Annotated in this window: 17 protein-coding genes; 10 read left to right on the forward strand and 7 right to left on the reverse strand. The window is 59.5% G+C overall.

The window, feature by feature from the left end; genetic code table 11:
• Nucleotides 1–5: 5 nt before the first annotated feature.
• Together AXW79_RS11655 and AXW79_RS22925 are read right to left on the reverse strand one after the other, a co-directional pair.
• Nucleotides 6–851: a DUF5718 family protein gene (locus AXW79_RS11655; RefSeq protein WP_005311073.1), complete on the reverse strand. Its 846-nt coding sequence runs from the start codon at nt 849–851 to the stop codon at nt 6–8.
• 41 nt (nt 852–892) lie between these two features.
• Nucleotides 893–1,201, reverse strand: coding sequence for a hypothetical protein (locus AXW79_RS22925; RefSeq protein ID WP_129712415.1), 309 nt, complete (start codon nt 1,199–1,201; stop codon nt 893–895).
• Nucleotides 1,202–1,280: 79 nt separating this feature from the next.
• Here AXW79_RS22925 and cyaB point away from each other — a divergent pair, with 79 nt between their 5' ends.
• The 6 genes from cyaB (at nt 1,281) to AXW79_RS11685 (ending at nt 5,359) form a co-directional block, all read left to right on the forward strand.
• Nucleotides 1,281–1,823, forward strand: a complete 543-nt coding sequence (gene cyaB / locus AXW79_RS11660; RefSeq protein ID WP_005311071.1) for a class IV adenylate cyclase — start codon at nt 1,281–1,283, stop codon at nt 1,821–1,823.
• A gap of 79 nt (nt 1,824–1,902) precedes the next feature.
• On the forward strand, nt 1,903–2,415 hold the full coding sequence (locus AXW79_RS11665; RefSeq protein ID WP_005311069.1) for a DUF4823 domain-containing protein: 513 nt from the start codon (nt 1,903–1,905) through the stop codon (nt 2,413–2,415).
• 25 nt (nt 2,416–2,440) lie between these two features.
• Nucleotides 2,441–2,833 (forward strand): NUDIX hydrolase, encoded by a 393-nt coding sequence (locus tag AXW79_RS11670; RefSeq protein ID WP_005311066.1) that lies wholly within the window; start codon nt 2,441–2,443, stop codon nt 2,831–2,833.
• A gap of 196 nt (nt 2,834–3,029) precedes the next feature.
• Entirely contained in the window at nt 3,030–3,536 is a 507-nt protein-coding gene (locus tag AXW79_RS11675; RefSeq protein ID WP_005311064.1) for a GNAT family N-acetyltransferase, read from the forward strand.
• Nucleotides 3,537–3,781: 245 nt separating this feature from the next.
• Nucleotides 3,782–4,900: a glycerol dehydrogenase gene (locus tag AXW79_RS11680; protein WP_005311062.1), complete on the forward strand. Its 1,119-nt coding sequence runs from the start codon at nt 3,782–3,784 to the stop codon at nt 4,898–4,900.
• Nucleotides 4,901–5,017: 117 nt separating this feature from the next.
• Nucleotides 5,018–5,359, forward strand: a complete 342-nt coding sequence (locus AXW79_RS11685) for an antibiotic biosynthesis monooxygenase family protein (protein WP_005311060.1) — start codon at nt 5,018–5,020, stop codon at nt 5,357–5,359.
• Between the two features lie 24 nt (nt 5,360–5,383).
• Here the strand turns inward: AXW79_RS11685 and pdxY are convergent, their stop codons facing one another.
• From pdxY to AXW79_RS11700, 3 genes are all read right to left on the reverse strand, one after another.
• Nucleotides 5,384–6,169 carry a pyridoxal kinase gene (gene pdxY / locus AXW79_RS11690; protein WP_005311058.1) on the reverse strand — a complete coding sequence of 262 codons (786 nt, stop codon included), beginning with the start codon at nt 6,167–6,169 and terminating at the stop codon, nt 5,384–5,386.
• A gap of 377 nt (nt 6,170–6,546) precedes the next feature.
• The gene (locus AXW79_RS11695) at nt 6,547–7,302 is read right to left on the reverse strand and encodes a DUF429 domain-containing protein (RefSeq protein ID WP_011898780.1); all 756 of its coding nucleotides are present in this window, start codon (nt 7,300–7,302) and stop codon (nt 6,547–6,549) included.
• A gap of 78 nt (nt 7,303–7,380) precedes the next feature.
• Nucleotides 7,381–7,944 (reverse strand): VC2662 family protein, encoded by a 564-nt coding sequence (locus AXW79_RS11700; RefSeq protein ID WP_005311053.1) that lies wholly within the window; start codon nt 7,942–7,944, stop codon nt 7,381–7,383.
• A gap of 306 nt (nt 7,945–8,250) precedes the next feature.
• Between AXW79_RS11700 and AXW79_RS11705 the strand changes: the two genes are divergently transcribed.
• The 4 genes from AXW79_RS11705 (at nt 8,251) to ybcJ (ending at nt 11,295) form a co-directional block, all read left to right on the forward strand.
• The gene (locus AXW79_RS11705; RefSeq protein ID WP_005311051.1) at nt 8,251–8,601 is read left to right on the forward strand and encodes a phasin family protein; all 351 of its coding nucleotides are present in this window, start codon (nt 8,251–8,253) and stop codon (nt 8,599–8,601) included.
• Nucleotides 8,602–8,694: 93 nt separating this feature from the next.
• A complete protein-coding gene (locus AXW79_RS11710; RefSeq protein ID WP_005311048.1) occupies nt 8,695–10,479 on the forward strand; it encodes a class I poly(R)-hydroxyalkanoic acid synthase in 1,785 nt (594 codons plus the stop codon).
• Complete coding sequence (locus tag AXW79_RS11715; RefSeq protein WP_005311047.1) at nt 10,476–10,886, forward strand: MaoC family dehydratase; 411 nt, start codon at nt 10,476–10,478, stop codon at nt 10,884–10,886. The genes AXW79_RS11710 and AXW79_RS11715 overlap by 4 nt, the downstream gene beginning before the upstream one ends.
• Before the next feature lie 175 nt (nt 10,887–11,061).
• A complete protein-coding gene (gene ybcJ / locus AXW79_RS11720) occupies nt 11,062–11,295 on the forward strand; it encodes a ribosome-associated protein YbcJ (RefSeq protein ID WP_043151090.1) in 234 nt (77 codons plus the stop codon).
• A gap of 145 nt (nt 11,296–11,440) precedes the next feature.
• Here ybcJ and AXW79_RS11725 read toward each other — a convergent pair whose 3' ends face one another.
• Nucleotides 11,441–11,914, reverse strand: a complete 474-nt coding sequence (locus AXW79_RS11725; RefSeq protein WP_005311043.1) for a DUF4442 domain-containing protein — start codon at nt 11,912–11,914, stop codon at nt 11,441–11,443.
• A 155-nt stretch (nt 11,915–12,069) separates the two neighbouring features.
• Nucleotides 12,070–13,821, reverse strand: a complete 1,752-nt coding sequence (locus tag AXW79_RS11730; RefSeq protein WP_005311041.1) for an ABC transporter transmembrane domain-containing protein — start codon at nt 13,819–13,821, stop codon at nt 12,070–12,072.
• Nucleotides 13,822–13,834: the final 13 nt, after the last annotated feature.

Below are 13,834 nucleotides of genomic sequence, written 5' to 3' on the forward strand. Positions count from 1 at the left end.
TGGTATTAGCGGGTTTTGACCGCTTGCAGCAGGGCTGACACATCCGGCCCGAACTGGCGGGTGCGAATGGCCTCGCGGATATCACTTTCGCTATAACGGCTGGCCGGATAGACCAGCACACAGGACGTATCGCCGGGCTTGAGGAAGTGGGTCTCACCAAAAGGGGTATAACGGGTGGCGCCTATGCTGATCAGTGCATGTGAAGGGTGCCCAGCCTGGGCCAGCAGCCCCTGGATATGTTCTGCCGGGCCCTCATCCTGCTGATGGTTGAACTTGTCGATGGCCCAGTCCAGCAGCTGTCGATGAAAATAGCTGTAATCAACGGCGGCGCTGTCTACCCCGTAAACGTGCAGCTCGCCATTGCGCTCCAGATAGCAGGCGATGCGATAGTCATCAAGCTCGCAACCCGCGGTAAAACCAGTGAGTGGCAGCAGATTGGCTGCCAGCCCCTTGCTCTCTTCCCCCCAGTTTTTCTTCTCGCTGATCTTCTTGGCATTGGGACGACGAATGGAGCAGTCGTTATAGGCCCCAAAAGCGCGAGGATGGATGGCAACCACCTGGGTGCCTGCGTACTCCAGCTCGCACCAGAGCGCGACTTCCGGCTCGATCTGCACCTTCTCGTCACCACTGACCGCCGCCTCTGGCAGCAAGATGGCCTTCTCGCTCAGGGGGAAGACGCCGAGCTGACCCGGGTGACCCGGCACATAGAAGGGAAACAGCGCCTTGGGCGCTGTGGTATCACGCACCACCACAGCCACGAAATCCGAGGCTTCTCCAGCCTGCTCCAGGTGGCCGGCGAAGTTGCCCGCCACCCCGAGTCCGATAAATTTGCTCTCTGCTGTCACTTGCATCTGATCACCTGCATCTTGCCAAAGCGGGGGTAGCTGGCCCATCAAGCGGGAGCAGCTACCGCGAAAGTGGCAAGGATTAAACCACAGGGGCCTGTTCCCGCCCAGTCCGGGCGCCCTATCCTGTGCGCCAGCGCGAACTTTTTGGCGCCCATTGGCGACTCTCTAACCAGGGACTCACCACCTGTTAACACCCGTTTTTCATTCCCTCTCTTACTGACAGACTGGCGGCCAGCCGGATCACTGACAAAGGCAATCCGCCGATCAGCAACGCCTGCAGAAAAGCGCTCTGCTGGAAAATCACAAAGCGCAAACGAGCCCGACGGGAAACAGAGCATTTCCATCTCCAGCAAGGCTCACACCTTGGGCCAACCCCTCAACTTTGGTAGGCTGCCATCCAGCACACGCCAGCAGCTTACAAGGACAGTCTCAATGTCACAGGATCATTTTCAGGGCCGCTATGAAGTCGAATTCAAATATCGACTGGATGACAGACCCGCCTTAATCTCCACGCTCAAGACGCTGGATCCGGAAGTCATGCTGGAAAACAATCTGGAACAGGACAGCTACTTCGACACACCGGAACCGACCCTGGCCACAGAGGGCAAGAGCCTGGTGATCCGTACCATGCAGCCTTCCGGCATAAAGCTCTGGATCGTCAAGGGGCCCGAGCGGGATCGCTGCGAGGCGGTCAATATCACGGACGCCGACAAGGCTGCGAGCATGCTGCAGACCCTGGGTTATCAGCAGGTGCTGGCCATCAGCAAGCGTCGCAGCATTTACTTCGTTGGCCCCTTCCACGTCACGCTGGATCACTTGGACGGGCTCGGCGACTTTGCCGAGCTGGCCATCATGACCGATGACGAAGATCGGTTGGAGGAATATAGAGCCGAGTTGGAGCATCTGGCGATAAAGCTGGGCTTGAAGCAGCGAGAATATCGATCCTATAAGGAGTTATGTGAGCTTAATCAATAAGTTATATTTTTAACTTTGGTATAAAAATCACGCTTTATCTAAACATCAAAAAACAACTGATTAAACAAAGGAATGTATTTTGAAACCCTATCTCGGTGCCCTTTTTTCCTTGCTTGCTGTCGGCTGCAGCTCGACCTATCAACAAGCCAATGTACAAACGATGACCAATAAACTCGATGCCAGTCAGGGGGTACTCATTTCGCAACCCCAAGATGGGTCATATGAAACTACGCAGTATCAGAATTCGGGGCAAATGACGGCCCAGGCAATCTATACGGCATTTTCCAAGAAGGCTCACAGAGTCGAGATCACGACCAGTTGTCATGGAGATCCTTGCCTGACCAACATTGAGCCGACTCAGTTCAGATATTATGTGAAACCCGTCATTCTACATTGGGAGGAACGGGCAACAGAATGGTCTGGAAAACCGGATGTAATTGAAATTCAGGTAGTTATCTACGATACCTTGAGCAAAAAGAGCATAGCCAACAGCTCATTTAAGGGAAAAAGCAAATGGGCTACATTTGGTGGCGATCATCCACAAGATCTGCTGCCGGAACCGACTGAAAAATACGTGAATGCTCTCTACTGACCATTTGAACCACCGGGACACAATCATGATCGACAAACTCGCCTGGCTGACCTTCAAGGATCAGCAACTGCTCTGCGCCCGTTCCCACGGCAAGGCCATCTACTACATTCCCGGCGGCAAACGCGAGGCGGGAGAGAGCGATGAAGCGGCGCTGATGCGAGAAATCGAGGAGGAGCTGAGCGTGACCCTGCAAGCCGACACCTTGCGCCTTGCCTGCGAATTCAGCGCCCAGGCCGATGGCAAGCCTGAAGGCGTGCAGGTCCGATTGCGCTGTTACACCGGTGAAGCCAGCGGTACACCTGTTGCCTCGGCCGAGATCGCCGAACTGCGCTGGCTCGATAGCCGCCACCTCGAACAGATTTCCCCCGTGTCCCGCCTGCTGTTCGCCTGGCTGGCAGAGCAAAACCTTATCCGCTAAGACGTGCGGCTGATGAACCCGTGGTGGGGCTGATGGACAAGCGTGATCCTGCGCACCCTGCAGAGGTGCCCGACTTGAAATCGGCACCAGAAAAGGCGAATCTGACCAGTCATGCTGATGACACTGGATTGTATCTGTGCATTCAGCCGCAGCGGGCAAGACCCGCTGTCGCGACCACGTTTGACAAGGACTCTCGATGGACATAGTTGAGGTTGATACCACCCTGGGCATCAAGCCTGCGCTCATCACCCTGCTGCAAGACAGCGTGGCCAATGGCGCCTCGGTGGGATTTTTGCCGCCACTGACAGAAGATCAGGGACTGGGATACTGGCAAGGGATCGAGACTGAGCTGGCAGCTGGCAGGCGTCGGCTTTGGGTTGCCTTCGAGCAGCACCACCTTGTCGGGGCCCTGCAACTGGCGCTTTGCACCAAGGCAAATGGCCGCCACCGGGCCGAGGTAGAAAAACTGATGGTGCACAGCCACGCCCGTGGCAAGGGCGTCGGCCGCGCCCTGATGGCAGCAATGGAGCAAGGCGCCCGGGATAAGGGACGCACGCTGCTGGTGCTCGATACCCGGGTCGGCGACGTGGCATCAAGCCTCTATCGCCAGCTCGGTTATCAGGAAGTTGGCCAGATCCCGGACTTTGCCCGCAATGCCGACGGTACCCTGGCCGCCACCCTCTTCTTCTACAAGCAGCTCTGATGAATGCCCTCCGGGAAAGCAAGGCGCCACTCTTTCCCCGGAGGGCGCATTGTGCTGCGGCGTTGCGCGCTTGTTCAAGCAGGGCAAGCCCCTTTGAAAAAACAATCAAAAACGCCAGTTGATTAATTTTGACAAGGAGCCTGCGCCATTACCCCTTCACCTGATGGCGAGCGAGGCGTATGGTGTGGCAGGAAGACCCGTTTGCATACCTAACGGGTGTCACTCACTGCCTTGAGGAATCCTGCATGCCTATTCTGCCTCGTACCGTCACCTCCCCCAAAAAGTTCATCATAGGTCACGACCTTCTGCCTCAACTCCATGATCATGTGAAAGATTTTGGCGACAACGCCCTGCTCGTCAGCGATGAGTTCATCCTGGAGCGGGTGCGCGAAGAGGCGCTGGCCGGTCTGCTGCAAGCAGGCTTGAAAGGACGGGTCGAGAAGTTCAACTACGAATGCACCGATATCGAGATCCGTCGCCTCTGCGATCTCGCCGAACAGCAGGGCGCCAACGTGATCGTCGGTATCGGCGGCGGCAAGACCCTGGATGTGGCCAAGGCGGTTGCCTTCTACCTGCGCCGTCCCGTTGTGCTGTTCCCCACCATTGCCTCCACCGATGCGCCCTGTACCGCACTGGCGGTGATTTACAATCAGGCGGGCGAGTTCGAGCGCTACCTGTTCCTCCCCCAGAACCCGGACGTGGTGATCGCCGATACCGCCATCATAGCGGCGGCCCCTGCCCGCTTCTTCGCCGCTGGCGTGGGGGATGCCCTGGCCACCTATTTCGAGGCCCGCGCCTGCTATCGGGCCGATGGCATCAACCTGGTGGGCAAGCGCCCCTCCCGTACCGGACTTGGCCTGGCAAAACTCTGCTATGAGCTGCTGGGGGAAAACATAGAAATGGCGATGGATGCCATTCACCATCATGTCACCACACCGGCGCTCGAGCAGATCATTGAAGCCACCATCTACCTGAGTGGCGTCGGCGCCGAGGCCGGTGGTCTGGCGGCGGCACATGCGGTCAACAACGGCATGTCGGTGGTACCTGACTTGCACCGTGCACAGCACGGGGAGAAGGTGGTATTCGGTCTGCTGACCCAGCTGGTGCTGGAGCGTGCGCCCCAGACCGAGGTCGATGAGGTGATGCGAATCATTCAGGTTGCCGGTCTGCCCATGACCTTGCAGGAGATGGGGCTGACCCATTTCATCGAGAGCGAGTGGCGCAAGGTGGCAGCGCTTGCCTGCGATCCCCTCGACACCATGGTCAATATGCCGATGGCCGTGAGCGAGCAGGATGTTTACAACGCCATGATAGCGGCCAACGCCATGGCCGAGCGCTATCGGGCCCGTTATCCGCGGGATTGATCCGGGATAAAACTCCTTGATGATCGACAACGAACAAGGCCAGCCTGACGGCTGGCCTTGTTCGTTGTGGTCTGAACTGCTGAAATGGCGCTTCCCCCGTCAAGACAAGGAGTCATCATGATATTGGAAGTCGCCCATCTGCAGGTTATCCCGGGTCAGGCCGCCGCCTTCGAACAGGCTTTTGGGCAAGCCCAGACCATCATCAGTGCCATGCCAGGGTACGCCGGGCACCAGTTGCAGCGCTCGCTGACCGATCCTCACCGTTATCTGTTGCTGGTCAGCTGGCAGCGGCTCGAAGATCACACCCAGGGCTTTCGCGGCTCCGCTCAGTACCAGCAATGGAAGGCACTGCTGCACCATTTCTACGACCCCTTCCCCACAGTGGAACACTATCAGGCAGTGGAACACTGTCAGGCTGTCGCGCTGGGAGTGAACACGGCGGCCCTGCCTGCCGTGTGATCATCGGCTCGCAAGCCGGGATGATCAGGCCAACCGCTCGGCGCGCACCTTGATCACTGGCTCGGCAAACGCATCCTGGGCTGAAATCAGTTGCAGTTCGTAAGCCTCTGCCTGCCAGGTGTGCAGCATCACAGTGTCCACCGCCGCATTGGTTCGCTCAAAGGCAGTCACGGCATCGTAGCCGGTCTGCAGATTGGCCAGCATCAGAGCACTGATAAGATCCCCTACCCCCACTGGTTGGCGGGCAAACGCATAGAGCGGACGGGCGATCAGATAGTCGCCCTCGGGGGTGGCCAGCAGCTGATGGGCAGCCACCCGGGTCTGGGCCAGATCCGCCAGGTGGGTGTCACACAGTGTTTCCAGCTCCAGCAGGTTGGGTGCCATGATGTCGGCCACCGGCAGCGCCTGCTCGGTGAGAAAACGGGTGACGCCCGGGGCGACTATGCACCCCTTCTCCGGGTGCCCCATGACGGGATCGCAGAAATAGACCGCATTGGGATTGGCGGCCTTGACCGCGGCCACCACCGCCAGGATCTCGTCCCCCTGCTCGGCCGAGCCGAGATAACCGCTCAACACTGCGTCACACTGGCCCAGCACCTCGATATCACTCAACCCCTTTACCAGGGCGCTGATATGACCGGCAGGCATCGCCATCCCCTGCCAGCCCGCCGCGTACTGGGTGTGGTTGGAGAATTGCACCGTGTTGACGGGCCACACCTCCATGCCGAGACGGCGCATGGGAAACACGGCGGCACTGTTACCGGCACAGCCAAACACCACGTGGGACTGGATAGAGAGAATGCGTTTCATCAACATCACCGCAGAGAAGAACAGGGAAAGGCGCAATATATCGGATGAGGAGATTGCACTTCTACTTTTGTGCGGCACAAACCGCTATTTAGCCCTGGAAATCACCATCAAACGGTGAATTTGTCATCACAATCCCACCCCATGCCCTGTTAGTGCCGTTTTTGCCCTGCCAGACCAGGGGCGGTTCCCCCTGGCTTGACCGAGTTTCACAGGGTGATCCCATGCTTTTGTTTGATGGCATATGAGAGCAATAAACCAGCATCTGGTCTGGCTGCGTGATGGCATTGAGGAAAGCAAAGAAAAACCCGGGTGCCCTGTATAACACCCTGCAGAAAAGGAGCAGAACAAGGCCGAGAGGTCAGTACTCGGCCCTGCTTTCAAGGGTGCGCGAAGTGATAGACCCAGCCTTCATCCAGTACCATGTCGGCAGGCGCTTGTATCAGGGGTGGCAGCAGAGACACAGTCCCCTTGGCGGCGTATTGCAGCGCCATCAGGGCGCAGATGGCAGCGTCATAGCGATCCGTGCCCGTCGCCAACTCTGCAGGCAGATGGGGTTGCAGCTCGGCCCTGACAGCGGATGCCTTGCCACCCACTTTGGCCAAAGCGGGATAGACCTCCAGCACGGCGCGATCGGCCTGAGACTGCAGCTTGGGTACGAGTTGCAGATCCCCCAGCCGGGGCAGCATGGAGAGCGCCAGCGTTGCGTTGTTGCCGAGCCGGTCGAAGGTCGCGGAGAGGGGCTTCTTGCCATATTGCCGGTGCAGCCAGCGCTCGCAATCACGATAGGCATAAGGGTTGTCAATTTCGCGCTGGGGCACGGCGCACTCGGTTGCCCTCCCCGCCAGGAGATCGCCCAGGGCACGTGGAAAGGCAAGCGGCGCATCGATACCCAGTGCCAGCTGCGGGCAAGCCAGCACCTGCATCAGGCTCATCTCATCCTGCAGCGCCGGGCGCAGCAGGGCATCCAGATCCGGCGCCACCCGCGAGCTCAACCGGAACAGGGGCGACACACCAAACCAGTGCAGACGCTGCTCGCGCGCCTGCCAGCCCACCACGGCCACCGCCTGGGCGTTCCCCTGCCAGCCTCTCACATCCCAGCCGATGCCGATGGCATCCATGTGTTCCATTGTCATGCCCGTGTCACCTCTGCGCGCTATCAATGGAGCACAGGGTAATGGCTGCGCCCCCTAAAGCAAGGCCGGGAGCGCGCCTTAGAAGGATTTCTTGAAATTGATCAGCGGCAGTATGGGGAAAATACCGTTCTCGGCGTAGTTGGCAAGGCCTATCTGCAGCCCGTCCAGATGCTTGGTGGCATTGATGAAACCCAGCTGGAAGGTGGTGCGTTCGGCATAGTTGACGAACCCGACGTTGGCCAGAGCATTGCCCTTGGCGATGTTGACGGCGCCCCAGTTCAGGCCCTGCACATTGTTGGTCAGGTTGACGAAGCCAAGGTTTACCCCCTTGTCCTGTCCCTCGTGCCAGTTGACGGCATTGATGGCCACCCCATTGAACTGGTGGCGCACCCGTCCGGCGCCGAGGAAGACGCCAAGCTGCAGGCCGCTGAACTGATCCACGTCGGAGAGGGCCAAGATGGGCAGATCTATCCCTTTTACCTGACCAGTGCGGCCATAGAGAAAGGAGGCTCTGGCGCCTTCAACCTGATGAGAGGCAGGCAGATTGACACCGGGCAGAGAGACCTGGATCGGGGTGCTGGCATGGGAGACAGCGCTCAGGGCCAAAGAGCCACAGGCAAGCAAGAGGTGGGCAGGTTTCATTGGGGCTTTCCTTGACGGTCAGAGAGTGGCGCCAGCCTATCAGTACTGGCAGGAAGGAACGAGACCGGGCAGGCGTGGCTGCGTCATTCCCCATCTGAATTCACTCGGCCACCTGGCCAGACCAGAATCAAAAATTAACATTTATATTATTTACATCAAGCCTCATTTGGTAACACAATGCTCAAACGTGCGTTTGAACAGAGCAAACGACACGCAACGACTTCAGGATGTAGTCGAACTGATGTAACCAAAGAATGGGCCTGTCGGCCTTTTGCAATACCCTGCTGTCAACCACGGAGACGCGCGATGAATATGGACGTAATCAAGACCTTTACCGAGCAGATGCAAGGCTTTGCTGCCCCCCTCACCCGTTACAACCAGCTGCTGGCCAGCAATATTGAACAACTGACCCGGTTGCAGCTGGCTTCCGCCAATGCCTATGCCGAACTGGGATTGAGCCAGTTGCAGGCGGTTGGCAAGGTGCAGGATACCCAGAGCCTGGCGGCCCTCGGCACTGTGCAGCTGGAAACAGCCAGCCAGCTCTCCCGCCAGATGCTGGATGACATCCAGAAGCTCAATGCACTGGGTCTGCAGTTCAAGGAAGAGCTGGATACCCTGGCGGCCGACGGCATCAAAAAGAGCACGGGCAAGGCCTGATATCCCCCTGGCTGCCCGATGCGGGCAGCCACATCTCCCCATGACCCGACACGACAGGCTCGCCCTGTCACGGGTGTGGGTGAAGGAGAGAACATGAGCCAATCATCTTACGGCCCGCTGTTCGAGGCCCTGGCCCACTATAACGACAAGTTGCTGGACATGGCCAAGGCACAGACAGAGCGCACGGCGCAGGCGCTGTTGCAGACCAATCTGGACGATCTGGGCCAGGTACTGGAACAGGGCACTCAGCAACCCTGGCAACTGATCAATGCCCAGATGAACTGGTGGCAGGATCAGCTCAAACTGATGCAGCATACCCTGCTCAAAAGCGCAGGCCAGGAGAGCGAGCCGGTGATCACGCCGGAGCGCAGCGATCGCCGCTTCAAGGACGACGCCTGGCGTGACCAGCCCCTTTATGACTACCTCAAGCAATCCTATCTGCTGACCGCCAGGCACCTGCTGGCCTCGGTAGATGCGCTGGAAGGGGTGCCCCAGAAGAGCCGGGAGCGACTGCGCTTTTTTACCCGTCAATACCTCAATGCCATGGCGCCCAGCAACTTTCTGGCCACCAACCCCGAGTTGCTCAGGCTCACCCTGGAATCCGACGGCCAGAATCTGGTGCGCGGACTGGCCCTGCTGGCCGAGGATCTGGAGCGCAGCGCCGATCAGCTCAACATCCGCCTGACCGACGAGTCCGCCTTCGAACTGGGGCGGGATCTGGCCTTGACGCCGGGCCGGGTGGTGCAACGCACCGAGCTCTACGAGCTTATCCAGTACAGCCCGACCACGGAAACCGTGGCCAGGACGCCGGTGCTGATAGTGCCGCCCTTCATCAACAAGTACTACATCATGGACATGCGGCCCCAGAACTCTCTGGTCGCCTGGCTGGTCGCCCAGGGCCAGACGGTATTCATGATCTCCTGGCGCAACCCGGGGGTGGAGCAGGCCAATATCGATCTCGACGACTATGTGGTCGATGGGGTGATCGCTGCGCTGGACGGCGTGGAAGCGGCCACCGGCGAGCGTGAGGTGCACGGTATCGGTTACTGCATCGGCGGTACCGCCCTGTCACTCGCCATGGGCTGGCTGGCGGCGCGGCGCCAGAAACAGCGGGGGCGCTCCGCCACCCTGTTTACCACACTGCTCGATTTCTCCCAGCCGGGGGAGCTTGGCATCTTCATCCACGAGCCCATCATAGCGGCGCTGGAGGCCCAGAATGAGGCCAAGGGCATCATGGATGGACGCCAGCTGGCGGTCTCCTTCAGCCTGCTGCGGGAAAACAGCCTCTACTGGAATTACTACATCGACAGCTACCTCAAGGGCCAGAGCCCGGTGGCGTTCGATCTGCTGCACTGGAACAGCGACAGCACCAACGTGGCGGGCAAGACCCACAACAGTCTGCTGCGTCGTCTCTATCTGGAGAACCAGCTGGTCAAGGGGGAGCTCAAGATCCGCAACACCCGCATCGACCTGGCCAAGGTGAAGACGCCTGTGCTGCTGGTCTCGGCCATGGACGATCACATCGCCCTCTGGCAGGGCACCTGGCAGGGCATGAAGCTGTTTGGCGACGAGCAGCGCTTCATCCTGGCCGAATCGGGCCACATTGCCGGCATCATCAACCCGCCTGCGGCCAACAAGTACGGCTTCTGGCACAGCGATGCGAGCAGTAACACCCCGGACGCCTGGCTTGAGCAGGCAACCCATCAAAGCGGCTCCTGGTGGCCCGAGATGGCAGCCTTCATCAAGGGGCGTGAAGAGGAGGCCACGCCCGTGCCCGCCCGCATCCCGAGCGAGGGACTGGAGGCGGCCCCCGGCGGTTATGTCAAGGTGCGGCTTAACCCTGTCTTTGCCAACACCCCGGTGGAGGAGCCCGCATGAACACACTCCCCCTTGAAATTGGGCAAAAAGCCAGCCTGACCAAACGGTTCGGCGCAGCCGAAGTCGAGGCCTTCGCCGGCTTGTCGGAGGATTTCAATCCCCTGCACCTGGACTCGGCTTTTGCCGCTACCACGCCATTCGAGCGCCCCATAGTGCACGGCATGCTGCTGGCCAGCCTCTTCTCCGGGCTGCTGGGCCAGCAGCTGCCGGGCAAGGGCACCGTCTACCTGGGGCAGAGCCTCTCCTTCAAGCAACCGGTGTTTGTGGGGGATGAGGTGACGGCCGAGGTGGAGATCATCGCCATGCGCAGTGACAAGCCCATCATCACCCTGGCCACCCGCATCCTGGCCGCTGGCGGCGCCCTCGCCCTCGCCGTGACCGGAGAAGCCGTGGTGAAGGTGGGCTGACTTCAATACTTGCACTCCCTGAGTCAGCCCGGCACCCGCCGGGCTGACGCTTGTCGTTCACACTGTCACGCTGCTTTTATGATGCCTTCTCTACCCCGCCCTTTCATTGCTGGCCTGAACTGCCTAAAATACTCGCCCTGCTGTTTCAGCCATTCATCCATCTAGAGGATTTCCCATGGAGACGTTTCTGCTCGAAGGCCACCCCTTCGTTGCCTTGTGTGACCTTATCAAGCATCAGGGTTGGGCCGATTGTGGCGGCGCGGCCAAGGCGCTCGTCGCCGACGGTCTGGTGGAAGTGGACGGTCAGGTCGAGACCCGCAAACGCTGCAAGATAGTGGCCGAGCAAGTGGTCAACTTCAACGGCATGAAAGTCGTGGTAAAAGAGGGCGTAAGCCCTAAGATCCTCTGATCCCCGCAAGCACTACCAGCAGATCAGAAAAATGACCTAGTCAGTGGCTGGCATCCGCGACATGACAGTCGTGATGCAAGCGGAACCGAGCCAGAAGACCGGCCGCTTCCCTCCTGCCTGGAGGTGCAAGTGAGCCGGTTGCTGACTAGCTGGCCTTGATCGACAAGGTCAGCACAAAGCGCGCCATCGCCTCATCCCCATTCAGTGACGGGCAAGTCGCCACCACCTGGATAGGACGATTGACTCTCTGCCCCGTCGCCAATGATTCGTCGATCATGGCATCTATCTCTTCCCCGGCGGCGCAATCAAACTGCACATCCCCTTCGGGCCGCTTCAGAAACTCCCCCTGCACATCTTTAAAAGCAAAATGTACCTTCTTGCCCCTCGTCCGCCCTTTCTCCATTACCAGCAATCCCCCCACCAGATCGGCACCGGTCGCCAGGGCGCCGAAATACATGCTGCCCAGATGGTTGCGCGTACGCCAGCCAAGAGGAATGCGAATACGCAGTGCCTTCGCATCCATCCGTTCGATAACGGGGGCACAAAAGCCGATAACGGGAATGTAGCGCCAGGCAAACAGCCGGAGCGCCAGATTGGCTTTGAAACGTTGCAGGTCCATATGCAAACTGATCCGATGAGTTAATGTAAACAGCATGTTGCCACGCAACCACCCTTCTCTACAAGGTTGCCGATCACGCTTCTGCTGCTTGTCGGTGAACACAAAAAAAGAGGGAACCCTCGGGCTCCCTCTCTTTTTTACAACGGGCCTTGCGATCAGGCCCGTTTCTCCTCCAACCAGGCCCCCTGACTCTGCATCTCGAACAGCTGGGCGTAGTGTCCTCCCTGCGTCATCAGCTCACCGTGGGTGCCCCGCTCATTTACCTGACCACGAGAAAGCAGCAGGATCTCGTCGGCATCGACTATGGTCGAGAGCCGGTGAGCGATGGCGATGGTGGTGCGGCCACGGCGGGCTGCAGCCAGCGCTGTGGAGAGCGCCAGCTCGGTCTGGGAATCCACGCTGGCGGTGGCTTCATCCAGGATGAGGATGCGCGGATCCCCCACCAGGGCGCGGGCGAAGGAGAGCAACTGCCGCTGACCGGCGGAGAGGTTCTTGCCCCCCTCCTCCATCAGGGTGTTGATCCCCTCTGGCAGACTCAGCACGAAGTCTGCCAGCTGTACCTCGGTCAATGCCTGCCAGAGGCGGGCCTCGTCGATGCCGTCACGGCCGAGCCGCAGGTTTTCCGCCAAAGTTCCAACGAAGATAAAGGGATCCTGCTGCACCAGACCTATGCTGCGGCGCACCGCCGCCAGCGACAGTTCAGCCATGGGGTGATCATCGAAACGGATGGTGCCCTGATCCTGCGGATAAAACCCCATCAACAGGCTGATGATGGTGGACTTGCCACTGCCGGTGTGACCCACCAGCGCCAGCATCTGGCCAGGGCGAGCGGCAAAGCTCACCTCCCGCAGCACCTGCTGCTGGCCATCGTAGGAGAAGCTCACCTTGTCGAAGCTGACCCGCCCCTGCAACGCAGGACTCTCGCCTTGCGTGCTCTCACGGGACTCGTCGAGCAGAGCAAATACCCGCTCCCCGGCTACCATGGCCTGCTGCAGCTGGTTGAGCTGGTTGGTCATCTCGATGAGCGGCTCTATCATCCGCCCCAGATAGCTGATGAAGGCGTAGAGCACCCCCACCTGGATGGCGCCACCCGCACTCAAGCCCTCGCGGGCAAACAGAGCCAGCAGGCCTATCAGCACCATCATGTAGAACAAATCGATGAGGGGGCGCAGCAGAATACCGTTGATCTTGAGGCTCTTGAGCCGCGCCGACCAGTGCTGCTGGTTCACCTCTGCAAAGGCGTTGGCGAAGTGGCGCTCCTGTACCATGGCCTGAATGACCGGCATTCCCTGCAGCGACTCATTGAGGCGGCTGTTGATGTCGGAGAGCAGGCTGCGGGTCGCCCGTACCACGGGCACGCTCAATTTCTGGTAGAGCCACATCACAGCCGCCACTGCCGGCAGCAAGCAGGCGCACACCAGCATCAACCGCACATCCAGCAGGGCCATGGAGATAAGGATGCCACACAGCAGCACCACTTTTTGTACCAGCAGGCCGATCACCTGCACATAGAGGTTCATGATGGCCTCTGTGTCGTTGGTGATACGGGAAATAAGCGAGCCGGAGCGATGTTGGTCAAAGTAGCGGGCCGGCAGCCGGATGGCGGTGGCAAACACTTGCTCGCGCAAGGTCTGCACCACAGCCTGGGCGATGCGGTTGAAACGCAGGGATTGCAGATAGAAACCCGCCGCCGAGAGCACTTGCAGGCCAAGATACCCAGCCGCGATGGCAGCAATGGGAGGCCACACCAGCTGGCGCGGTGCCAGATAGTCATCGATAAAGAGCTTGATGAGCAGAGGGCCGGCCACTTCGGCGCCGGTGGCCAGCAGCAGGCAGATCCCCGCCTGAACCAGCCAGCGAGGATAACGGGCGCAATAAGCGAGCAGGCGTTTGATCGTTGGATTCACAGCGTCTCCCCAC

The sequence above is a fragment of the Aeromonas salmonicida subsp. salmonicida genome, assembly GCF_001643305.1.
GTDB classification, from domain to species: Bacteria; Pseudomonadota; Gammaproteobacteria; order Enterobacterales; family Aeromonadaceae; genus Aeromonas; species Aeromonas salmonicida.

What these genes read in the sequence shown, in the direction of transcription:
- AXW79_RS11705 (WP_005311051.1), top strand. Translation starts at nt 8,251, where the DNA reads ATGAATATGGACGTAATCAAGACCTTTACCGAGCAGATGCAAGGCTTT.
- AXW79_RS11685 (WP_005311060.1), top strand. Translation starts at nt 5,018, where the DNA reads ATGATATTGGAAGTCGCCCATCTGCAGGTTATCCCGGGTCAGGCCGCC.
- AXW79_RS11675 (WP_005311064.1), top strand. Translation starts at nt 3,030, where the DNA reads ATGGACATAGTTGAGGTTGATACCACCCTGGGCATCAAGCCTGCGCTC.
- ybcJ (WP_043151090.1), top strand. Translation starts at nt 11,062, where the DNA reads ATGGAGACGTTTCTGCTCGAAGGCCACCCCTTCGTTGCCTTGTGTGAC.
- AXW79_RS11710 (WP_005311048.1), top strand. Translation starts at nt 8,695, where the DNA reads ATGAGCCAATCATCTTACGGCCCGCTGTTCGAGGCCCTGGCCCACTAT.
- pdxY (WP_005311058.1), bottom strand. Translation starts at nt 6,169, where the DNA reads ATGAAACGCATTCTCTCTATCCAGTCCCACGTGGTGTTTGGCTGTGCC.
- AXW79_RS11680 (WP_005311062.1), top strand. Translation starts at nt 3,782, where the DNA reads ATGCCTATTCTGCCTCGTACCGTCACCTCCCCCAAAAAGTTCATCATA.
- AXW79_RS11695 (WP_011898780.1), bottom strand. Translation starts at nt 7,302, where the DNA reads ATGACAATGGAACACATGGATGCCATCGGCATCGGCTGGGATGTGAGA.
- AXW79_RS11670 (WP_005311066.1), top strand. Translation starts at nt 2,441, where the DNA reads ATGATCGACAAACTCGCCTGGCTGACCTTCAAGGATCAGCAACTGCTC.
- cyaB (WP_005311071.1), top strand. Translation starts at nt 1,281, where the DNA reads ATGTCACAGGATCATTTTCAGGGCCGCTATGAAGTCGAATTCAAATAT.
- AXW79_RS11700 (WP_005311053.1), bottom strand. Translation starts at nt 7,944, where the DNA reads ATGAAACCTGCCCACCTCTTGCTTGCCTGTGGCTCTTTGGCCCTGAGC.
- AXW79_RS11655 (WP_005311073.1), bottom strand. Translation starts at nt 851, where the DNA reads ATGCAAGTGACAGCAGAGAGCAAATTTATCGGACTCGGGGTGGCGGGC.
- AXW79_RS11715 (WP_005311047.1), top strand. Translation starts at nt 10,476, where the DNA reads ATGAACACACTCCCCCTTGAAATTGGGCAAAAAGCCAGCCTGACCAAA.
- AXW79_RS11725 (WP_005311043.1), bottom strand. Translation starts at nt 11,914, where the DNA reads ATGGACCTGCAACGTTTCAAAGCCAATCTGGCGCTCCGGCTGTTTGCC.